17 protein-coding genes and 1 pseudogene are annotated in these 21,847 nt (G+C 69.9%); 12 read left to right on the top strand and 6 right to left on the bottom strand.

Annotation, left to right across the window (positions count from 1 at the left end; translation table 11 throughout):
- The first annotated feature begins 251 nt into the window (after positions 1-251).
- Positions 252-836, top strand: a complete 585-nt coding sequence (locus tag IPK24_23735; GenBank protein MBK8078474.1) for a GNAT family N-acetyltransferase — start codon at positions 252-254, stop codon at positions 834-836.
- A gap of 83 nt (positions 837-919) precedes the next feature.
- Here the strand turns inward: IPK24_23735 and IPK24_23730 are convergent, their stop codons facing one another.
- Complete coding sequence (locus IPK24_23730; GenBank protein MBK8078473.1) at positions 920-2,947, bottom strand: AAA family ATPase; 2,028 nt, start codon at positions 2,945-2,947, stop codon at positions 920-922.
- 109 nt (positions 2,948-3,056) lie between these two features.
- On the opposite strand from IPK24_23730, the gene IPK24_23725 reads away from it, so the two are divergent.
- Both IPK24_23725 and IPK24_23720 read left to right on the top strand, forming a co-directional pair.
- The gene (locus tag IPK24_23725; GenBank protein ID MBK8078472.1) at positions 3,057-3,833 is read left to right on the top strand and encodes a hypothetical protein; all 777 of its coding nucleotides are present in this window, start codon (positions 3,057-3,059) and stop codon (positions 3,831-3,833) included.
- Between the two features lie 1,023 nt (positions 3,834-4,856).
- Positions 4,857-5,321: a single-stranded DNA-binding protein gene (locus IPK24_23720; GenBank protein MBK8078471.1), complete on the top strand. Its 465-nt coding sequence runs from the start codon at positions 4,857-4,859 to the stop codon at positions 5,319-5,321.
- A gap of 835 nt (positions 5,322-6,156) precedes the next feature.
- Here the strand turns inward: IPK24_23720 and IPK24_23715 are convergent.
- Together IPK24_23715 and IPK24_23710 are read right to left on the bottom strand one after the other, a co-directional pair.
- Positions 6,157-7,791 (bottom strand): hypothetical protein, encoded by a 1,635-nt coding sequence (locus IPK24_23715; GenBank protein ID MBK8078470.1) that lies wholly within the window; start codon positions 7,789-7,791, stop codon positions 6,157-6,159.
- An 817-nt stretch (positions 7,792-8,608) separates the two neighbouring features.
- Positions 8,609-10,090, bottom strand: coding sequence for a tyrosine-type recombinase/integrase family protein (locus tag IPK24_23710; GenBank protein ID MBK8078469.1), 1,482 nt, complete (start codon positions 10,088-10,090; stop codon positions 8,609-8,611).
- 658 nt (positions 10,091-10,748) lie between these two features.
- On the opposite strand from IPK24_23710, the gene IPK24_23705 reads away from it, so the two are divergent.
- The 7 genes and pseudogenes from IPK24_23705 to IPK24_23675 all read left to right on the top strand — a co-directional run bounded on the left by IPK24_23705 (position 10,749) and on the right by IPK24_23675 (position 16,303).
- Positions 10,749-11,369: a TetR/AcrR family transcriptional regulator gene (locus IPK24_23705; protein ID MBK8078468.1), complete on the top strand. Its 621-nt coding sequence runs from the start codon at positions 10,749-10,751 to the stop codon at positions 11,367-11,369.
- Entirely contained in the window at positions 11,366-12,295 is a 930-nt protein-coding gene (locus tag IPK24_23700; GenBank protein MBK8078467.1) for an ABC transporter ATP-binding protein, read from the top strand. The genes IPK24_23705 and IPK24_23700 overlap by 4 nt, the downstream gene beginning before the upstream one ends.
- Entirely contained in the window at positions 12,292-13,077 is a 786-nt protein-coding gene (locus IPK24_23695) for an ABC transporter permease (protein ID MBK8078466.1), read from the top strand. Before IPK24_23700 ends, IPK24_23695 begins: the two co-directional genes overlap by 4 nt.
- Positions 13,078-13,147: 70 nt before the next feature.
- Positions 13,148-13,853: pseudogene (locus IPK24_23690) on the top strand (TetR/AcrR family transcriptional regulator).
- Entirely contained in the window at positions 13,850-14,809 is a 960-nt protein-coding gene (locus IPK24_23685; GenBank protein MBK8078465.1) for an ABC transporter ATP-binding protein, read from the top strand. The pseudogene IPK24_23690 and the gene IPK24_23685 overlap by 4 nt, the downstream one beginning before the upstream one ends.
- Positions 14,802-15,212, top strand: a complete 411-nt coding sequence (arr, locus tag IPK24_23680) for an NAD(+)--rifampin ADP-ribosyltransferase (GenBank protein ID MBK8078464.1) — start codon at positions 14,802-14,804, stop codon at positions 15,210-15,212. The genes IPK24_23685 and arr overlap by 8 nt, the downstream gene beginning before the upstream one ends.
- A gap of 80 nt (positions 15,213-15,292) precedes the next feature.
- A complete protein-coding gene (locus tag IPK24_23675; protein ID MBK8078463.1) occupies positions 15,293-16,303 on the top strand; it encodes a Gfo/Idh/MocA family oxidoreductase in 1,011 nt (336 codons plus the stop codon).
- Between the two features lie 20 nt (positions 16,304-16,323).
- On the opposite strand, the gene IPK24_23670 is transcribed toward IPK24_23675, so the two are convergent.
- Both IPK24_23670 and IPK24_23665 read right to left on the bottom strand, forming a co-directional pair.
- Positions 16,324-17,310: an aldo/keto reductase gene (locus IPK24_23670; protein ID MBK8078462.1), complete on the bottom strand. Its 987-nt coding sequence runs from the start codon at positions 17,308-17,310 to the stop codon at positions 16,324-16,326.
- A gap of 28 nt (positions 17,311-17,338) precedes the next feature.
- Positions 17,339-17,629, bottom strand: coding sequence for a hypothetical protein (locus IPK24_23665; GenBank protein ID MBK8078461.1), 291 nt, complete (start codon positions 17,627-17,629; stop codon positions 17,339-17,341).
- A gap of 230 nt (positions 17,630-17,859) precedes the next feature.
- Here IPK24_23665 and IPK24_23660 point away from each other — a divergent pair, with 230 nt between their 5' ends.
- Both IPK24_23660 and IPK24_23655 read left to right on the top strand, forming a co-directional pair.
- Positions 17,860-18,795 (top strand): 3-keto-5-aminohexanoate cleavage protein, encoded by a 936-nt coding sequence (locus tag IPK24_23660; GenBank protein MBK8078460.1) that lies wholly within the window; start codon positions 17,860-17,862, stop codon positions 18,793-18,795.
- Between the two features lie 111 nt (positions 18,796-18,906).
- Positions 18,907-20,871 carry a hypothetical protein gene (locus IPK24_23655; protein ID MBK8078459.1) on the top strand — a complete coding sequence of 655 codons (1,965 nt, stop codon included), beginning with the start codon at positions 18,907-18,909 and terminating at the stop codon, positions 20,869-20,871.
- On the opposite strand, the gene IPK24_23650 is transcribed toward IPK24_23655, so the two are convergent.
- Positions 20,850-21,845, bottom strand: coding sequence for a poly-gamma-glutamate hydrolase family protein (locus tag IPK24_23650; protein ID MBK8078458.1), 996 nt, complete (start codon positions 21,843-21,845; stop codon positions 20,850-20,852). The genes IPK24_23655 and IPK24_23650 overlap by 22 nt on opposite strands.
- Positions 21,846-21,847: the final 2 nt, after the last annotated feature.

The following is a 21,847-nucleotide window of genomic DNA, read 5'->3' as shown; positions in this document are numbered from 1 at the left end:
GCCACTGATCGGTCCCGGGCCGAGCCGGTAGCGCTCTCGCGCCTGTGCCTGGACGTTCTCGGCGATTCCGTCCTGGTGCCCGTCGGCGGGTGACCTGATGGCGGACAGTGCGTCGTGATCCCGCTGTGCCTTGCGGAGCCGTGGCCGCGTTGGTGATCCGGAAGCGCACTATGGTGGCTGGGGGAGTGGTGCTCACCCGTCCTCGTCGTGTCGCCGCCCGGAATGTCCTCGCACCTCGGAAGAGCTGATCCGTGAACCTGACTGCGCCGGCTCCGCCGCTGGCCGATCACTTTGTCCGGTTGCGCCCGTGGCGCCTTGACGACCTCCCCTGTGTGCGCGAGGCCGGCGAGGACACGGCCATCACGGAAGCGACCACGGTCCCGTCCGACTACACCCCCCAGGTGGGGCGGGCTTTCATCGAACGGCAATGGACCCGATCCCGCGAGGGGCAGGGCTGGTCCCTGGCCATCACCAGTGTCTCCGACGACCTGGCGCGTGGCTGTGTCGCCCTCTTGCTGCGTCCGCAGCCCGGTGTTGCGGGCCTCGGCTACTGGCTCACCCCTTCTGCCCGCGGAGCCGGGTACGCCTCCCACGCGGTCGCGCTGCTGACCGACTGGGCTCTGAGTGCGGCCGGTCTCCACCGCGTCGAGGCTTGGGTCGAGCCCGGCAACGTCTCCTCTCTCCGACTGCTGACCAAGTGCGGTTACCTTCCAGAAGGCCGGCTCCGCTCGTTCCTCGTCTTCCCCACCCGGCGCAGCGACGCACTGGTCTTCTCCCGCGTCACCGCCGATCCGCGATCAACGCCCGGTGGTTCGCCGCCGATGACGGCCGGGTGAGACCCTCCGGCCCGCCACTGGCACCGTCTCCGCGGGTCGCGGGTGGACCCTTGGCACTGTCTGTCCGTTCGGCGGCGTGTGGCTCAGGTGAGGCCGAGGTCAGTCAGGAGGTCCCGCCACAGGTCGATGACGGAGGCCGGGACTTCAACGCGGCTAGCGAACCGGTAGCCCAGCATGGGCTTGTCCTTACGTCCGGCGGCCGCGGTGAGTTCGTCCCAGACGGGGGCGTCGACCCGAGCGAAGAACGCCTCGATCTCGCCCTTGCCCTTGTCCGGGCCGATCCCGAAGTCGACGGCCAGGGTCCGTACCCGGTGGGCGGACCAGCGTGCCACGGCGTCTTGGAACGGTTCGGACGCCGGGTCCTGCGGTGAGGGGGCGGGGGCGGGGAGCTTCGATAGAGCGCCCGTGGCGTGCAGGGCGGGCCCGTCCGACACGATCGCGTACGGGACGGCGAGCTCCTCCAGAACACGGGCGAACTTGGCGAACCTCTCGTCCCCGTCGACGCTGACGAAGACCACGTGCGCGGACTGCGGGGTCGCCAAGCCCCGGGCGTCGGCTTGGGCGAGCCACACCTCGAACGCGTCCACCTCGGTCGGGCCTTCGACCAGGACGACTCCCGCGGCGAACAGCAGGTCACGCATCCGCGGCTGGCGCAGCAGTTCCTTCAGATCCTCGAACTCGCGCTGGTCCAGCCTCGGCCGGTGCGCGAGGGTCCGGCCGTCGCGGTGGTCCAGTCGGGTGACGGCAGCCAGGTCGGCGGCGTCCCGCATCGGCACCAGGTGGGCGCTGTGGGTGATCAGGATCGTCTGTCGACCGGCGCGGGACTGCCGCAGAACGTCCAGCAGCCGTCGTTGCGCGACCGGGCCGAGGTTCGTCGCCGGCTCGTCCAGCAGCAGGGTGTGTCGGTCATCGGTCAGCAGCACCGCCAGGAAGGCGGCCTCCTCGACGCCCGCACCCGACAGACGCAGGGGAATATCCACGTCGTGCCCGTGCTCGGGGTGAACATCGACTACGACGGGCACCACGAGCAGCCGGTGGGTGTCGGCGCCGACGTCGACGGCCTGCTGGCGGACGTCGAGGCGCCGGCCGGTGATCTGCGTGAAGACGTCCTGCGCCCTGTGGAAGCGGGCACGCTCCCTCGCGTCGCCGTTCTTCAGCCGTAGCAGCTCGACCGCGGTCCCGGAGCCGTCCTCGATCCCGGCCGTGCTCGCCAGTTCCGGCACGTCCACCATCGCCCGGACCGGGGACCGCCGGTTCTCGGTGACGGTCAGGGACCCGGACAGCAGATGGTCCAGCACCTGGGCGAAGCTGACGTGGTCGCGGGGTGATTCCCGCAGTTCGGGGAACCGTTCGATCAGCCGCCGCAAGGAGGCGGCCTCGGGGTTGCTGCCTGCTCGGCGGGCGATGAGTTCCACCGGCGCCGACGTGGCCACCAGATCGGTGAACGTGAAGGCGCCCAACACCTTCTCGTACTGTGTGACGACCGTTTGCGGCGACTGCTCGCTCAAATCGGGAAGGGGTTGCCCCTCGTCGGGGGAGCGGCAGAGCTCCGCCCGCAGGTCCGACCGCGCGGTCCCCACCCGTTCGGCGGTCACCGTGCCGGGTACGACGGCGTGCGACTGCCACAGATCCAGGTGGGCCAACGGCTCCGCGGTCTGCCAGAAGACGGCCCACGGGTGGCCGGGGCCTGGGTCGTGGCGGACGACGAGCTGGCCGGCGCCGAGGAACGTTCCCGCGCCCAGGTCTTCCGCGAGGAGATCCTCATAGCGTGGCCCCTGCTGGGGGCTGCTGCCCCGCAGACCCGTGACCACGGCGGCTCGAGCCCAGTCCTCGATCAACGACTGCTCGTTCTCGTCTTCGAACGCCGCCCCCAGCCGTACCTCGAAGGTGGTGCTGCCGTACCGTCCGGCCAGGGACCACTCGCGGTCGAGTTCGGCGAAGCTGCCGGTGGCGACGGCCTTCACCGCGGTCACGGCGAGTCGGACCAGGCGGCCCAGGTTCGTCTTTCCGCTGCCGTTGGGCCCCACGATCACGGACAACCCGTCGCTCACGTCGAGGGCCACCGTGTCGAAGGACAGGGTGTCCGTGGCGGTCAGCGAGGTCAGGCGCATGCCGCCCAGCCAACCAGCCCGGCGCGATCCCGGTCCTCGCGGCGCGCGCTCGTGACCGAGTGACACCCCGCCGGGTCGGGCCCCGCGGCTGGTCCACACCGATGGTGCCGTGATCACGGTCAAGCTGGTCGGGAACCGGTTGTGCCTGCGGGGTACCTGCCCGGACGGCCTCAGCATCTACCAGTGGGACGCCCCGGAGATCAGCGTCGCCGCCGACCGGGGCACGAGGTGGATCGTCTCGAACCTGAACCGGCGCCTGGTCCCCGACCTCCTCGACCGGCACGCGAAGGCCCTCGTGCTCCTGGCCCGGCAGCGTGACGACGAGCAGGCCAAGGCCGCCACCTGCACCCAACTGCGCGAGATCATCCCGGCAGGGGTCCTGGGTCAGCCGTGGCCGGCTGACGCCGACGACGCCCGCTGGCACGGCGGCGGCCACCACTCAGGCCGCGTGCGCGTAGTCTCCGCGGGCAGCGTCGACGTCGAACTGAACAGCCTGACCCCCGGCGAGGCCGCCCGTGTCCTGACCGCTCTGTTCCGCCCCGGCGAACCGGACCTCCAGCCCGGCCTGTCCCCAGCGGGCCGGTTCCTCGCCGGGTTCCCGCAGGCGGCCTACCCGGACGTCAGCAGCGCCCTCCTGCCGAGATCGGAGTTCGAGTCCCTCGGCGAGGCACCCACCATGGTCGCCCCCTTCGAGCACGGCGCGTGGGTCCACACCGTCGGGGCCGGGGAGCCCGACGACCCGGCGCAGGTTCTGGCATGGGCCCGGTGGCCCCACCTGAGGGCACTGCTCCTGCACGCTGCCGACGCCGGGGCCGGGTGGGTCCTGCTCGATTCCGACGGAGGGCTACCGGATGCGCAGGTCCCGTTGACCGTCCACGACTGGTGACACGCCGACGGTGGCGCTGCCCACGGCCCTTCGCCGGGGCGGCGCCACCGGCGTCGCCCACGTCCGCTTCCCCGGTCCCGGCACCGCCACGTCCGCTTCCCCGGTCCCGGCACCGCCACGTCCCCGGCCGGCACACCGCCGAGCGACTCCCCTCACGCCGGGCGTTCCCACCTGGCCGCTGTCCTCGGGGCCACGCCGCCGTGCCCACCAACCCGCCTGACCGTACCCAGCGCCGTCAGGGCCGCGCCCCGGGCATCCTTCCCCTTCGCGCCGGGTGCTCGGGGCTCGCAGGCGACCTCGATCCCGCGCGCCTCGGGCGAGCAGCCTGCCGGGGTGAGTGGCCCCTCGACCGTCGCACCAGGCAAGGCGACCCGGGACTCGCAGCGCCGCGGACGATCACCGGCACGCGACGGCGCCGCCAACTGTCAGCGCGGGGCCGCCTGTCAGCCACCGCCGACCGGGCAGCCGTCCACGCGCCTGCCGCGGCTCAACGGTGTCACCGCGCAGGAGCACCGGACCTGGGCGGTCACTGTCGCCCCGAGTCACTGCCGCGCCGGGGCCTTGCCCTGAGTACGGGGTCGCGCCATGCCTCGACTGCCGGTCATGATCGGCGGTCCCGACCCCGGCCGCACGTCGGCGCAGTCGCACACCGCGGCCGCCTCAACGCCGCCGGCATGGGTACATCAGCCGTTCCGTAACGGGGGGGGCGAGCCGAAGGGGCGGTGCCCCTGAGCGACGGCAACGCCGTTGGTGGCGTGGCGGTGGGCGGCCGAACAGTCCTGGCCGACCCCACGCACCACCCGCAAGGGGACACCGAAAACATCATGTCTCCGCAAGCTCCGCCATGATCCTTTCGGTTCTTCGCCCCTTGCCGGGCGGCACTCGGGTCGGCCCCGGACGGCCGTGTCACCGCGACACCACCCCGACCGGGCAGCCGGGCAGGGCCACCAGCCCGCCCTTCAGCCGTCAGCCCGCTCCGGGACCGGGTCGCACCCGAGCACCACCGTCCCCTGGAGGCACCCCGTGCTGTTCAACTTCACCATCGAGGGCAACATCGCGTCCCAGCCCCGCCTGTCCACCACCAAGTCCGGTCACCCCGTCTGCGTCGTGCGGATCCTGCGTAACTCCCGCTACCGCAACGCCAAGGGCGAGTGGGTCGAGGGCCGCACCGTCAGTGTCGACCTGGTCTGCTGGCGCGACCTGGCCGAGCGGGTCGCCGCTCTGTCCAAGGGCGACACGATCGTCGCCGAACTGTCCGACGACCTGTACATCGACACCTCCGGTCGCTACCCCGCACTGCAGGCCACTGCCCGCTCCGTCGCGGTCTCGATGCGCTGGCACGGCGCCACCAGCCACCGCTCCAACCCCCCGGCGCAGGGCGGCGACCCGTGGGCCGACGAGGTCCCCACCACCGGCGGCTACGACACCGGCGCCACCGAGCGTCCCGACGCCCACCAGCCCACGCCCGGCGACCCGGTCGCCGCCTGAACCACCGGCGGGCCCGCCCCGACTTCCCCCGGGGCGGGCCCGCAGCGGCGACCACTACACACACCTTCGGCAAGGAGCTGCCCCGTGAACCGACCCGCCCCGTGGACCCCCCACCACTCCCGCAACCTGCCCGCCCGCCTCCGCGTCCCGGCCGTCCGCGACGCCGCAGCCCCACTCATGGTCTGGACTTGCGTGCCCGCCGCTGCCCTGCCGTTCCCGTCCCGTGCCGGGCTAGCTAGCCCCACCAGCGAGTTCGAGCCGCATCTCAGCGCCCGGCCGCACGTCAGCCCGAGCCGTAAGGGGACCTGGTGCTGTGGGTCCGGTCCTCCCCGACTCGTTGCCTGCGGCCCCGGGCGGTATCCCACTACTGCCGGTGCGGGTCGCGATGAAGGTAGCCGAGACGGTCACCAGGACGACGGCAACCCAATTACCGCGCCAAGGGCTGGCCGAAACCGTCCCCACAGACTTCATGGGCATGATCGTAGGTGCCAAGGACGATGGGCGGGAGGTCGCTTTCGGAACGGGCAATCTGTAGCCATGGGATAGTCCCCGTTGGTGGCGAGGCAGAGGTCCGTTGACCCTGCCGATGAAATCGGTGACAGGCGACTCGTGGCAGACGAGGCTGGGTTGCCCTCGAGTTCGCTGGCGGTTTCACGCCCCTTGACCCGACGAGCGTGGCCTCAAGCATGAGCTCGTGAATGGTCGCCAACCCAGGGCCGAGGCAGAGTCGTTCACGAGGTCAGTAGGAGCGGAATCGTCGTCGGCCGCCTTGTCGGTGCGCAGGTCCAGGCCGCTCTTCATGCGGTCCTTAAGGGCTTGGCCACCGGGATGGGGTTCATGGAGTTGTCCGGGCGAGGCGGGCGAGTGAGAGGGCGAAGATGGTCGAGGCCGCCCAGCCCAAGATGGTGCATAGGGAGAGCCACCATTCCAGGTAGGTCCCTTCGGGGGTTTCCGCGTTGGGGTGCCAGGTGGCGCGTTGGTCGAGGTTGATGATCGGGACGACAGTGTCGACGGCGTACAGGACGGGGTTGAAGCACCGGACGCTGCCCTGTCCACAGCGGCCATGGACGGTGGCGGTGGCGGCACCGGTCGGAGTGAAAACAGTCCCGGCGGGGTCGGCGGCTCGCATCAGGTGCTGCCAGCCAGTGGGGTGCAGGGTGAGGCTGACCGCGACGATCAGTGCGGCCATCAGGTAGAGGGTGCGTTGAGGCCGGTAGCCGTAGCCGGTGGCGTACTGGTTGGCCACATCGAGAAGCCGTCGCCATGGGTGGCCTCGAAGATGGCGGCGTTGGTGGCGGTGCGAGGCGATCAGCAGCCGTTCGGCGCCGTCCGGGTCGCCGTTGTCCCGCAATACCTTTGCGGCCTGCTCCCACGGTCGGGAGTCGGTTCCGCCGACCCGCGCCAGCCACTGGGCACGGACCTCGGGGTCCCAATCGCCACGCCCGTGGTCGGTCATGATCGCTGGAGCCCAACGCTGGTAAGTGAAACCGGTGAGGTGGGACGGCGTGGGCCAATCCTGTTCAGCGCGGTCTGCGAGGAAGCTGGTGGTGGCATCGGTGAAGTCGACCCCGCCGCTCTCGATCTTCCAGCCCAAGCCAATCCCAGCGCGGACCGTGGCCGAGATCGCCTCGAACGCGGAGCCGAGTGGGTTGAGTTCTGCTTCCTCGCGCCGTTCGGCCGGAGGGTCCCAGGTGAACGTACCCGCATCGCACCTGAGCCGACCTTGGATGTCGGCCCGGTTCAGTAGCACCAGCCCATCGGAGCGAAAGCCCTGGCACATGCGAACATTGCCGGCCACGATCGCGTGTTGCAGACCCAACGTCTTATCGTCCGGGTTACGCAGGTCAGCGGCCTGGGCATCGACGGTGCCGCCGATGCGAGCAGCACGGAGGTTCAGGCTGCCACCATGCGCGCTTAGGCGCGGCAACCTCAGGTCGCCCTCGATCTGGGCGCCGATGCCGATTAGACACCGGTGGTCCCGGGGGTGGTCGAGGCGGGTTCCGTTCAGAGCAAGGGGTCCCCTGACCCGTGTGTTGGCCAGGTTCACCGTGCCTTCGACTGTGGCGTTCTGCATTGACATCCATGCGCCGAGGCGCGCCTGAGACAGGTCGATTGCATGGTTTCCCGGATTGCGGATGGACACGTTGTCCAGCGAGGCGCCCGCCTCGAGCTGAGCGCCCGTCAGGACAAGCCCACCGTCGATGCTCGTGCCCTGCTCGAACAGCAGCTCGCCGCGAACGGTCAACCCGGCAGCGATCAGAGCTGCACGTTCGGTGCTTTCCGCGGAGTTGTACAACTCCCATCCAGCACCCGTAGGCGGTGCATGGACCTGCGCGTTGCGGATCATGAATCGGCCGCCGATGACTGCGCGTCCCATCTCGATTCGGCCGCGTAGCACCGGTTGGATTCCGTGCTCGGGATCGTCCAGTAGGAAGAAGGAGCCTCCGATCGTGGCCTCGGCGACGTCCAAGGCCCGGCCGCTCCGAGCGTTGATGCTGCCCCCCGTCAGGTCGAGGCTGCCACCGAGACGGACGGCGATCAGCCGGACCTCGGCGTTGGCCGAGAACCCTTGGATCAGTCGAATGTCCCCTGCCACGCTGGTCCGGTCTGCCTGGATCGCGCGATCGGCCTGGGTGTCGATCACGGTTCCCACCGCCAAGAGCCGGCCCCCGATCGCGGCCTCGGTCAACCAGACAGCCGAGGTCCGCCGGGTCGACGACGTGGTGGTGTGGGCGCCGCTGATCCGGGTACCGGACAACACCAGATCCCGACGGATCCGGACCCCGTTGCCCAATAGGCCCGGCAGAAACGAGGTGCGCAGCACCCCATCGGGAACGTCGCGTCGTGCGCCTCCCGCCACAAACGCCAACTCGTGCACGTCTTCGCCGTCGAATTGCGGTGCGGAATCGAAGCCACAACCCAAGAAGTGCAACGGAACGGGAACCGCCATGGCCCGCAGGTCGAGGTCGCCATTGATCAGAGCATTGGCCAGCCGAATCCCGAACGGCGCGAACTCCGCGGCACGCAGACAGGCAGCATGGACCTGCTCTGCAGGCACCACAGTCCGGTGACCCGCCTCGTCGAGACAATCCAGCACTCTGCGCTGAAGTGCAGCGGACGCCCACTGATCGACAAGATCGCTTCGGTCGTGCAGCCTCACCATCTGCACACCGACGGCGGCGTGGTTCGAGGACTCCTGCACGGGCACCGGATCAACCTCCCTCACCACACCGAACGGATGATCCGGAGGTTATCGGGGCGCAGTTCGGGTGGTCGAGAAGACTGGATCACCTGTCGGCTGTCGCTCTGTCCTCGACTTGCGCGAGTAGCTTGCCCAGGACCGCCCGGACGGTGTCGGGGTCGAGTCCAGCGAGCGAAACCCGGTCGTCTGTCTCGGTGGCACTTGCCTCAGGGCGCGTCGGGCCGGGCGTAGGGGTGCGGATGTTGTTCAGGGCGGATAGGGCGACCTCACCGGCGTTGGGCAGGGTGTGCAGGTAGCGCTCGGTGGTGGTGATGGAACCGTGTCCGAGGCGGTCCTTGACGACCTGGAGGTCGGCGCCGCCGGCGAGTAGCCAGGAGGCGTGGGCGTGGCGCAGGCCGTGGGGGGTGACCCGGTAACCGAGGTCGGCCTTGGTGAGGGCGGGGTTCCAGACGTGGTGGCGGAACCAGTCGTTGGACAGATGGCGATCAGCGTCCGTGGACGTTGTCCGGGTCACTCGGGGGGTGTCCCTGCCGGCGGCGCGACGGGTCGCTCGGTATGCGGCCATGGCGTCTCTGCAGTGCTCGCAGCGGCAGCGTCCTGCCTGGTAGGCGGTGAGTGTGCCGTGCCGGTAGCTGCGGTTGTGCTCGTTGGGTTGTGTCATTCCCAGGGTGGTCGGGTCAGGCAGGACGGCGGGACGCCGCCGCCTCGCTGGGCCGTCGCGGTGGGGGAGGGAGAAGAGCAATGCGTCGGGTCCCAGGTCATGGGTTGCGATGTGGGTGCGCAACTTGTCGACCAGGTGGGGTGCGATGGAGACGTGCCGCCACTCGGCGTCTTTGGGGTAGTCCTTCACCCGGAACCGGGGTCCGGTGTTGGTGGCCGCCTTGAGCTGGACCACGGCTCGCGCGACGGTGATCACCCCACTGGTCAGGTCGATGTCGTGGGGGCGTAGCTCGGTGAGTTCACCCCAGCGCAGGCCAGTTTCGATGGCGGTCTCGACGAGCAGTTGCATGGCCGGGTTGTCGAGGGCGTCGTGGATTCGCTGGTAGTGCTCGGAGGTGATGATCCTTACGGGTTTGCGTGCCACGCTGGGGGTCTTCACGCCTCGTCCGGCGTGAAGGGCCGTGATCTGGTCGTGGAAGGCCGTTGACAGGACGGCGTCCAGGCAGACCTTCGCCGAGCGGATGGTTGGGGCGCGGACCCCCTGGCCGGCGAGTTCGGTGATCCAGTCACGGATGTGCCAGGGCATGATGTCGACCAGGCGCATCCGACCCAACGGCCCGAGGATGTGTCGCTCGATCACGTAGGTGTAGGACTCCCGGGTGGAGTCCTCCATGACGTGGTTGGGGAGCCACTCGTGTTCCACGTAGTGGCGCAAGGTCTGCCGGCCGCGTTTGGGATCGCCGACCTTTCCCGCCTGTGCCTGACTCTCTGCGGCGGCTGCCTTGCGGAGCGCCTCGCGCTTGGACGTGTGGGTGCCTGCTGAGCGTTCGTGGCCCTGCAGGTCGCGGTACATGCCCGTGTACTGGACGGTGCCGTCCTGCTTGGTCCGCGACTTCAGCCAGGCCATGGTCCGTTCCCAACGATGATCGTTTGTCCGCAGATTGTCCGCAAACCTTGCCGTGACGCCTCGGATCCGGGCGAACGTCAGCGGACCGAAAAAGCGCCTCTGAGCTGCAGTTTAGTCGCCTGCGACGTCGTTGTGAACACGGCTGATTGGCTGCTTCTGATGGGCTCATAACCCAGAGGTCACAGGTTCAAATCCTGTCCCCGCTACAAAGAAGTTAGGCCCGGATCCTGCACTTGGGATCCGGGCCTAACTCTTTTGCTGGTTGGTGAGCCAGGATTTGGGAGGAGGGAGCGCAGCGACCGACGGCTCCTGTCCCCGCTAGCACGAAGTAGCTGGTCAGAGGACTGGAGCCAGATCTCGAGGATCCAGTCCTTCGGCTTCGTCCGCAGCTTGTCCGCAAACCCTGCCGTCGCCAGGCGGCCCGGAGTGGAACCTCAGTCGTCTCCTTCGCGTTCGCCTCGTGCCGAGCCAGGTGTTGTCTCGGCGCGGTGCCCCGATCGACCCCGCGACGGCCGCCAGGTTGACCGCGTTCGGGGAGTCGCTCCTTGCCGCCGGCGGCGACCTTACGGAGGAGCAGGAGTGACGCGAGGCAACGGCATCCCCCGCGCAATCTGTGACCGTTATTGCGATTCCAGTCATACAGTCATAGCATCGAGGGGTGCCTCGACCCTTCAGCTCTGACGAGAGTGATCGCATTCGGGCGCGCCTCGAGGAGGTGGGCCAACAGGCCTTCGCACAGCGAGGGCTCCGGGGCGCGACGGTGGATGAGCTGGCGCGTGGTGCCGGGATCTCCAAAGGGGCGTTCTACCGCTTCTACGACAGCAAGGAGTCGCTGTTCCTGGCTCTGCTGGAGGACCACGAGACGGCCATGCACGCCGAGCTGGAGGCGTCGGTTCGCGCGAACCCCGCGGGCGCAGTGGACTTCCTCATCGACTCAGCGGTTCATGCGCTGGATCGCCACCCGCTGCTCGCCGTCCTGATGACGCCCGAAGGGCTGCGGATCTTGCAAGCCTGTCCTGCGGAGCAACAGGCGAGGTTGCTGGACCGCGACGTTCGGATGGTCCACCGCGTGGCGGAGGTGCTGCACGAGTCCGGCCATGACATCGAGGTACCTGAACGGGTGCTGTTGGGCCTCTTGCGGTCCCTGGTGTTCGTCGGGCTGCACCGAGAAGAGATCGGCCCCGACGCTGTCGAGGAGGTGGCCACGTGGCTCAAACAGACTCTGAAGGCGGGTCTGCACCAGGCGTCCGGCAGCGGCAATCGTCGACCGCATCGGTGATCGTTGCCCGACGGCTGACGCATCGCTTCGGCGCGACCACTGCCGTCGACGGCGTGGATCTCTCCGTCGATCGTGGCGAGATCTACGGCTTCCTCGGCCGCAACGGCGCGGGGAAGACCACGCTGATCCGTGCCCTGCTGGGTCTGATCACGCCGGCGGCGGGCGAGGTCACGCTCTGGGGCACGCCGATTCGAGGTGGTCGGACGGCGGCCCGAGTGTGGGCGCGCGTCGGATACCTGGTGGAAGGTCCGGGCCTGTACCCGGATCTGACCGTTCGGGACCATGTCGTGGTCGCACGGCGATACCGCGGCCTGTCGGCGTCCTCCGTGGACGAGGTCACCGAACGCCTGCAGCTGACGGCCTACCTCGAGGTGCGGGCACGAGCCCTGTCCCTGGGTAACCGGCAGCGGCTGGGCTTGGCCCTGGCTTTGCTCCACCGGCCGGAGCTGCTGATCCTCGACGAGCCCGTGAACGCACTCGACCCCGCCGGCGTCGTCGAGATCCGGTCGTTGCTGCGGGCACTGGCCGACGACGGGGTGACCGTCTTCATGTCCACTCATCTCATCACCGAGGTCGCCAGGCTCGCCGACCGAATCGGCATCATCCACAACGGTCGGCTGATCACCGAACTCAGCGGAGACCAGCTCGCCACCGCCGGCCGAGCGAGTCTCGTCTCGACCTTCCGCTCCCGCGAAGTCGCATGTCGAGCACTGGCAGCACTCAACGCCTGGGGGGCGCAGGGGCGAGTCGAGGCAGCGACGATGATCAGCACGTCGCGGCCTGCGATCGAGGCCCCGGACCAGGTCGCCACCTGCCTGGTCAGGGCGGGCGCGCCTCCGACGTCCATCACGATCGAACGGGAGGACCTGGAGCAGCTGTTCCTGCGGCTGACCACATCCCACGACGACCAGGCCGGTGCGGCATGAGCACCGGGTACCGTGACGCCCTGGCCGTCGAGGTTCTCAAGCTGCGGCGCTCGAAGGTGCCGGGGATGACCATCATGGTGGCCACCGCCGCAGGCGGTGTCGCAGCCCTGTTCATGTTCATCCTGGGCCACCCCGATCAGGCGCACGATCTGGGACTGCTCAACCAGAAGGCCAACCTGTCCGGCCTGTCCGCAGACTGGCCGGGCCTGCTGTCGTTCCTGGCTCAGATCGTCGCCATCGCCGACCTGATGCTCTTCGCCTTCGTCCTCACATGGCTCTTCGGACGCGAGGCCGCTGACGGCACCATCCGCTACCTGCTCGCGATGCCCGTCTCCCGCACCATGATCGTGCTGGCCAAGTTCACCGTCGCCGCCGGATGGGCGGTGCTTCTCAACACCTGGCTGACGGTAGAGGTCCTCCTCGTGGGGATCGCGCTGCAGCTACCCGGCAGCGCGTCCGCCGTTCTGGGGCACGGGCTCACCGCGGTGGCCACCGCAGCCATCCTGATGCTCCTGGCCAGCGCGCCCGTCGCGCTCGTCGCCTCCGCCGGTCGGGGGTATCTGGCGCCCCTGGCCAGCGCCCTGGCCGCCCTGGTCACCGCTCAGGTCGCGGCCGCTCTGGGCTGGGCACAGGCCGTGCCCTGGTCGGTCCCGGCGGTCGCCGCTGGACTTGTCCCCGACACCTCCCTGAGCACACCGAGTGTCGTTCTCGTTGTGGTCACCGCCGTCGGCGGCGTCCTCGGAACCCTTGCCTGGTGGCGCAGCGGCTCCGCGGGTGCCTAGCAACGGGCTGGAGTGACGACGTCGCACATCTCGAGATGCAGCTACTGAACGGGTGTTGAGGATCCTGAACATGAGTTCAGGAAGTCGTGATGCGGAGGATGTCACCGCCCGGGCGCTGATTCGGAATGCGGCGCTGAGGTTGTTCGCCGAGCGCGGTTTCGACACGGTGACCGTTCGCGAGATCGCCGCGGAAGCGGGTGTCTCGCCCGGGCTCGTCCTGCATCACTTCGGCAGCAAGGACGGGCTGCGGTCCTGGGTCGACCGGCATGCCGTCGCTGCCTTCGACGCCGTCCTGGAGGGCCTGGAGGGGCAGGACCTGGCGGAGGTGCTGGCCGGGCGGGGGACGGCCGCGCTGGCCGAGGCCTTCGCCCGTGGATTCCCCGCAGGTTCGCCGCTCCCGGCGTATCTTCGGCGGCTCTTCCTGAGCAACGATCCAGCGGGGGGCGGCCCTGTTCGGCCGGTGGTACTCCGCAACCCGCTCGCTGCTGGACGCGATGACCGCGACGGGCGCCATCACGCCGACCGGCGACCCCGAGGTGCGAGCAGCCTTCTTCTTGGTCAACGACCTGGCTCTCGTGCTGTTGCGCAACCAGCTGGCGACCGTACTGGGCGTCGACCCACTGGCGCCGGAAGGCATCACGCGGTGGGCGGCAGAGGTGACCACCATCTACACGGACGGCGCGTTCCGCCGTCCGCCGTCCGCCGTCCGCCGAACCATCAGCACACCAGGAGGCTGGCGTGCGCCCGGAACCTCGAGAGACGGAGTAGCCCGATGAATGGCGCTGCGCCAGTGATCCTGGCCGAGAACCTGGTCAAGGAATTCGCCTCGGTCCGTGCCCTGGACGGGCTGGACCTCGAGGTCCAGCCCGGGGAGGTCCACGGTTTCCTGGGTCCCAACGGCGCCGGCAAGTCGACCACGATCCGCATCGTGCTGGGGATGATCCGCGCGAGCCAAGGCCGGGTGCGGCTGTTCGGCGGTGACCCCGGCTCGTGCCGTGATGTCGCGTTGTGGCCGGCGCTGACGGGAGGACAATGCCTGGATGTCCTGGCGACCGCGAACGGTGGTTCCCGGCCGCGCATCCAGGACGATCTGATCGAGAGGTTCCACCTCGACCCGACCAAGCGGGTGCGCGACTACTCCAAGGGCAACCGGCAGAAGATCGCCCTGATCGCCGCCCTGGCGGCCGACGCCGACCTTCTGATCCTCGACGAACCCACGTCGGGCCTGGACCCCCTGATGGAGCGCACCTTCCAGGAGTGCGTACGTGAGCGCCGCCGTGACGGCTGCGCGGTCCTCCTCTCCAGCCACATCCTCGCCGAGGTCGAGGCGTTGGCCGACCGGGTGACCATGATTCGCCGTGGGCGCCGCGTGACCACCGGCAGCCTGACGGATCTGCGCCGGCGTACTCGCACCACCGTCCATGCGGTCACCCACGAGACACCGACGGGCCTGGCGGACGACGTCGGCGTGGGCGACCTCGCCAGCGAGCCGATCGACGGGATGGTCGACTCCCGCCTCACGGTGGACGGCGACCATCTGGACTTCGTCGTCGGCCGGCTGCACGAGGCCCGGATCCATGCGCTCACGGTCACTCCGCCCAGCCTGGACGCCTTGTTCCTGAGCGCCTATGCCGACGGCGCCGGTGGAGCGTCGGGCCGGAGCGAGCTCGTGCTCGAGCGGTCCTGCGCCACGCGCCGAGGGAACCGGGTCCTAGGCTGTCGTCGTGAGTGAGCTGCTGGACCCGGGCCCGTTCTTCCACGGCACCCGCGTCGCGCTGCGGGTCGGCGAGTTGCTCACGGCCGGCTTCCGGTCGAACTACCGGCCCGAGGTGGTGATGAACCACGTCTACTTCACCGCGCTGCCCGACGGTGCCGGGCTGGCAGCGGAACTCGCCGCAGGTGACGGTGCTCCTCATGTCTACGTAGTCGAGCCCATCGGAGCGTTCGAGGACGACCCCAACGTGACCGACAAGAAGTTCCCCGGTAACCCCACCCGCTCCTATCGCAGCCGAGACCCGATCCGGATCCTCGACGAGGTGACCGACTGGAAGCGGCTCACCGCTGCCGAGCTCAAGGCATGGCGCGAGCGGCTGGCGGCGATCCTCGCAGATGAGCGCGGCGAGATCATCAACTGATCGATGCCTCAGCACGTCGCGAACGGGCAGCACGCGGAGGTTCCCCGAGGATGCCGGGAGATACGGAGAGGCAGTCTCAGATGACCCTCAGAGTCGGTGTCATCGGCACCGGGATGATCGGTGCCGACCACGTGGCCCGGCTGACGACCCAGGTCGTGGGCGCCACCGTGACCGCCGTGTTCGACGTGGCGACCGAACGGGCACAGCAGGTCGCCGCGTCGGCTGGGGCAGCGTCGTCCCCGTCGTGGCAGGCCCTGGTGGCCGCCGACGATGTGGACGCCGTCCTGATCGCCTCCCCGGGACACCTGCACCCGGACCAGGCCATCGCCTGCATCGCCGCCGGCAAGCCGGTGCTCTGCGAGAAGCCGCTGGCAACGACGACCGCCGACGCGCAGCGGGTGCTGGTGGCAGAGCAGGCCGCCGGACGGCGCTTCGTCCAGCTCGGCTTCATGCGCCGCTACGACCCCGGCTACCTCGACGTGAAGCAGGCCATGACGGACGGCGCGATCGGGGTGCCGTTGCTCGCGCACGCGATCCATCGCAACGCCACCGTGCCGGACTTCTTCCGCGGCGAGATGTCCCTCACCGACTCCCTGGTGCACGAGTTCGACATCTTCCGCTGGCTGTTCGGCGCCGAGATCGCCGCCGTCACGGTGCTGGCGGTGAAGACGAGCCCGCTCGCCGCGGAGGGGATGCGCGACCCTCAGGTGGCGGTGATCCAGATGGCCGGTGGTGAGATCGTCACCGTCGAGTCGTTCGTCAACTGCCAGTACGGCTATGACGTGCGATGCGAGATCGTGGGATCCCTCGGCACCGTCAGTCTGGACAACCCGCGAACGACCGTGGTCCTGACCGCCGGACGCCGCAGCGAAGGCGTTCCCGCGGACTGGCAGACCCGGTTCGCTCCCGCGTACACCTGCGAGCTGCAGAGCTGGGTCGACGGCCTCGCCGCCGGTCAGGTCACCGGGCCGAGCGCATGGGACGGCTACGCCGCCACGGCCGTCGCGGAAGCGGCAGTGCGGTCGTACGCCCAGGGCGAGCGTGTCGAGGTGACGTTGGTCGATCAGCCGACGTTGTACGCCGGAGGGTAGTGATGTGGTCTCGGGTGTGATCAGCGGTCGATCATGCGGTCGAGATGCTCGGGGTAGCGGGCTCCTTGGATGGTGATGAGGGCGGCGGCGTCCTCGATCTCGCGCAGGTCCTCCTCGGTGAGGTGGACCTCGGTGGCGGCCGTGTTCTCGGTCAGGCGCTCGATCCGCGTGGTGCCGGGGATCGGCACGATCCACGGCTCGCGACCGAGCAGCCAGGCGAGCGCGAGTTGCGCGGGGGTGGCGTTCTTGCGCGCTGCGATCCGGGTGAGCAGGTCGATGAGGACCTGGTTGGCCCGGCGCGCGTCGGCAGCGAACCGCGGGATGACCGCCCGGATGTCCGTGCCGAGGAATGTCGTCCCGGCGTCGATGGCTCCGGTCAGGAATCCCTTGCCCAGCGGGCTGAAGGGCACCATGCCGATCCCGAGTTCGGCCAGCGTGGGCAGGATCTGTGCCTCGGGTTCGCGCCACCACAGCGAGTACTCGCTCTGCAGGGCTGTGACCGGCTGGACGGCGTGTGCCCGGCGGATCGTCGCCACCGAGGCCTCGGACAGGCCGAAGTGCCGGACCTTGCCGGCATCGATCAGTTCTCGGACCGTTCCGGCGACGTCCTCGATCGGCACCGTCGGGTCGACCCGGTGCTGATAGAGCAGATCGATGACCTGGACGCCGAGCCGCCGCAGCGATCCGTCGACCGCCTGCCGGATGTGTTCGGGCTGGCTCGACACGCCGATCTGCCGGCCGTCGGCATCGAAGGCGAAGCCGAACTTGGTGGCGATCACCACCTGGTCGCGCACCGGGGCCAGGGCCGTGCCGACGAGTTCTTCGTTGGCGAACGGCCCGTACACCTCCGCGGTGTCGAAGAACGTGACGCCGCAGTCGACCGCGGCCCGGATCACCGCGATCCCGGTGTCTCGATCGGGTGGGGTGCCATAGCTCTGGCTCAGGCCCATGCAACCGAATCCGAGGGCTGAAACCTCGAGGTCACGGCCCAAGGTACGCGTGTCCATATCGAGCTCCCGTCATGCGAGGCAGGGGTCAGCGCCGGTAGCGCAACTCCCACGGGTGATTCCCGACGACGGTCGGGACCCACCCGTCATCCTCGATCTCGTGACGCACCTCCGCCAGCGCCGCGGTCAGGCCCGGCGCCCACTTCTCCTGCGGCGCCACAGTGCCGAACGATCGAGGCACGGGGAACGTGGCGCTGCGGTAGCGGCGCTCATCGGCGACCCGTCCGACGAAGCGCATCTGGGCGACGCCCGACTGCCCGGTGAGGGTGGTGAGAAGGCTTGCCCACCAGGAGGTTCCGGAGACGTCCTCCAGCTGCATCTCGAGGCTCTCGGTGGCCGTCACACCACCAGCCTAGACACGCCCCACGCCTCCAACCAGGGGTCGTACGTCGCGCAGGGACCGCCCCGACGGGCCACGACGTGACGAAGATCCTGCCCATCGGGCCGGCCTGTCGTCGGTTGGTCCCTCGCCCCAGGGACGGCAGGCTGCGAGGTTGAGGCCGGAACTGCCGCCCACCCGATGGGCGCCCTGTGCGAAATGGAGACACCATGAAGCGGACCTCGAAGGCGATCATCTCCTGCGCCCTCACCGGCGGGATCCACACGCCGTCCATGTCGCCCGCGTTGCCGGTCACCGCCGAGGAGATGATCGAGCACGGCAAGGCGGCGGTCGAGGCCGGCGCCGCGATCCTGCACCTGCACGCGCGCGACCCCCAGGATGGTCGGCCCAGCCCCGACCCCGAGGTGTATCGGCCCTTCGTCTCGGTCCTGGCACACGAGACCGACGCCGTCATCAACATCACCACTGGCGGTTCGCTGACCATGTCGACCGAGGACCGGCTGCGGGCGGCCACGGTCTTCGAGCCCGAGTTGGCCTCGCTCAACATGGGGTCGATCAACTTCAACTTCTCGGCCGCAGCCGACCGGGTCGGCACCTGGAAGCACGAGTGGGAGCGGGAGTACGTCGAGGGCAGTGTCGGCTTCATCTTCGCCAACTCGTTCAGCCAGATCGAGACCACGTTGCGCACCCTCGGCCAGGAGCGCGGCATCCGGTTCGAGTTCGAGTGCTATGACGTCGGGCACCTCTACAACCTGGCCCACGTCGTCGACAAGGGTCTGGCCGAGCCGCCGTTCTTCATCCAGGCGATCTTCGGCATCCTCGGGGCGATCGGGCCGGACGTCGACAACCTCGCGCACATGGTCTCCATCGCCGACAAGCTGTTCGGCGAGGACTACTACCTCTCGGCCTTCGGCGCCGGCAAGCACCAGATGACGTTCGCGATGGCCTCGGCGTTGATGGGCGGCAGCGTGCGGGTCGGCCTGGAGGACAACCTCTACCTCGGCCGGGGCGAGCTCGCCAAGACCAACGCCGAACAGGTCGTCAAGGTGGCGCAGGTGCTCACCGAACTCGGTCACGAGATCGCCACCCCGGACGAGGCCCGAGAGATGTTGCAGCTGAAGGGCCGCGACACGATCAAGGTCTGACCCTCCGTGATCATGCAATCCGTGCACGAAACGTGCACGGATTGCATGATCACGGCGAAGGGTGGTGGTGGGTGAGGCCGCCGATGTGGGGGCGGGTGTATCAGGCGCGGTGTGAGCGCCCTCAGCAACGGTATGCCGCGTACTGCGACCAGGACGGCCACGGCGCCCGAGCAGCCTGCCGACCCATCGGCCGAGGAGGCACTGCGAGCGGGTGAGCAGGCGCTGCACGTCGCGGGCGATCTGGTGGCCTCGCGCAGCGCGTTCGCCCGAGCCCATACCGCGGCCGAGCAATCCGGGGACGGCGCTGCCCTGGCCCGCGCCGCGCTGGGCATGGGCGGCATCTGGGTGCACGAGCGCCGTGCGCCGGCGGAGGCTGCCACGGTCGAGGCCTGTCAGCGGTCAGCCCTGGCCGACCCCCACCTGGACGCCACGCTCGCCCTGCGACTGCGGGTCCGGCTGGCCGCCGAGGCGGACTACCGGGCCGGCCGGTGCGATCGGGTGCCGGCCCTGCTCGATCAGGCCCGCGGCCACCACGACCCGATCGCGCTGGCCGAGGCGCTGAGCCTGATGCATCACTGCCTCCTCGGGCCGGCCGACGGCGTCCGCCGTCAGGCGTTGGCCGACGAGCTGCTGCGCGTGGCCACCACCACCGGACGCTCCGGTGACACCGTGATGGCCCTGGTGTGGCGCACCGTCGACCTCTTCCTGGCCGGTGACCGGCAGGCGGAGCGTGCCTTCGCCGACCTACGGGAGCACCCCGCGGTGGCCGGCCACGCTGCCGCGTCGTTCGTGGCCGACTCGATGTGGGTCATGATCACTGTGCGCTCCGGCCGGCTGATCGAGGCCGAGGCCCTCGCCGAGAACTGCGCCCGCGCCGGGGCGGCGGCCGGTGACACCGACTGGATGGGCTGGTACGCCGCCCAGTTGCTCACCGTGCGGTGGTTCCAGGGACGGGTCGGTGAACTGGTCGACACCGTCTCGTCCGTGGTCAACTCACCCAGCCTGAGCGTGGTCGACCACTCCTTCATCGCAGCCCAGGCCGTCGTCTGCGCCGCGGCGGGCCAGACCCGGCAGGCGCGGGGCGCCCTGGCCCGCATCGTGGGAGCAGATCTGGGTGAGCTGCCGCACTCGAGTTCGTGGCTGGCGGCGATGGCCGCGGTGATCGAGGCGGCGGCACTGCTGGACGACGCGGCGACCCTGCGCCGCGCTCACGACCTGTTGGCCCCGTTCGGCCACCTGCCCGTGATGGCCAGCCTCGCGGTGTCCTGCCTCGGCTCGGCCCGACAGCCGCTGGGCGTCGCGTGCCTGGCGCTGGGTGAGATCGAGCGCGCCGTCGAGCACCTCGGGGCCGCAGTGGCACACAACGCGGCGCTGGGGCACTGGCCCGCGGCCACCCTCGCCCGGCATCGGCTGGCTCAGGCGCTCGCCCGCCGCGGGCGCCCCGGTGATGCCCGGGAGGCCACCCGGCTGCGGGCCGAGGCGGCCGCCGAGGCCGCCGAGCTGGGCATGCGCCTGCCGGCTGTGGTGGAGCGGCACCGACAGGTCACACCCGTGGGCGCCGTGTGCATCCAGAGCGGCCGGCGATGGCGGGTCGAGCTGCGGGGACGGGCCGCCGTGGTCGAGGACATGGTCGGGCTGCACCACTTGGCCCGACTCGTGGCCAACCCCGGCGTCGACATCCCGGCCGTCGATCTTGCCGAGACCCACCACGGCGGCAGCGTGCCGCCCGGCACGACCCAGCGACTCGCGGACGACGAGACGTTGCGCCGCTATCGGGCTCGGCTGCGCCAGATTGCCGAACAGGTGGAGCGGGCACAGACCGCGGGCCACGGCGACGAGGCGGAGCGGCTGCAGGCCGAGGCCCGTTGGATCGCCCGTGAGGTCGGCGCGGTCACCGGGCTGGGTGGGCGGCCGCGGCACTTCGCCGACGAGGGCGAACGCGCCCGCATCGCGGTGGGCAAGGCCATCCGGCGCGCCCTGGAACGCATCGCCGCCGCCGATGCCGACCTGGCCGCCGAGCTGCGTGCCTGCATCGAGACCGGTTCGCGCTGCTGCTATCGACCCGAGAACGGGTGAGGCCGCCGACGGGTGAGCCGGCAGACTCCTCGCGTCGTCCGCAGCAACCAGGACGGACGCCGAAGCCGTTCCAACCGGCCGGCGAACACCTGGGCCACGGCGTCCGCGATGGTCGTGGCGTGCTCGCTGCGGGCGATCAGGCTCTGCTCCAGGTGAATCCCACCGCGGCCGGACAGCGTGAGCCGGTTGACGATGTTGCGTGGGCTGTCACCGCCGAGGACGTCGTCCGGCCCGGCGATCCGCACCGGTAGCCCCGCCCCGGCCAGCGCCTGCTCGAGGGCCGAGGCGATCTCGGCCTTGAGCCGGAAGGGTGCCCCGCCACCGACCAGGACGCCGGCGCCCCGAAACCCGTGGAACGCCACCGCATACCGGAATCCGCGGTCGATCACCGCCTGCAGTCCGGGGAAGCTCGCCTCGTGCAGGTCGGTCGAGGTGATGTGGAAGCGCTCGCCCGCGCCTCGGTCGAGAAGGCCGAATCCCTTGCAGCGCCATGCACTCACACCGAAGTGCGCCAGGGCTTCGGCCAACCGCTCGGCCTGGGTGTCGGTGTGCGGCTCGATGTCGCCACCGTGCGGGGCGATCGCGATCAGGCCCCGATGGCAGCCGTCGTCGTCCAGCCGTTCGACGAACTCACCCAACCGGGCGGCGTCCGCATCGTCGAGCCCACGCCGAGGCACGACGGAGTCGACGACCACGTCGATGGTGGTGTCCTCGGGGGGCGGCGACACCAGCCGGTGCCGTCCGCCCGAGCCCATGCGCACGACCGTCGCCGGGGTCTCGTCCCGCAGCTGGCTCACGGTGTAGAGCGCGACGTGGCTGGGCCGGCCGACCGGGTGAACCCGGAGCTGGTGGCCCAGGCCGCGGCCGATCGCGGCCAGCGACTCGGCGTCCGCCGAGCAGTGCTCGGCATGGTCGAGCAGGTCGGGCTGGTCGGCGATGATCGCCCGCCGGACCTGCGCCTCGAAGGTGGCCATGC

It is taken from the genome of Kineosporiaceae bacterium (genome assembly GCA_016713225.1).
Classification (GTDB): Bacteria; Actinomycetota; Actinomycetes; order Actinomycetales; family Kineosporiaceae; genus JADJPO01.
The sequence above is the reverse complement of the archived record's forward strand: the minus strand, read 5'-3'. Positions and strand labels throughout refer to the sequence as shown.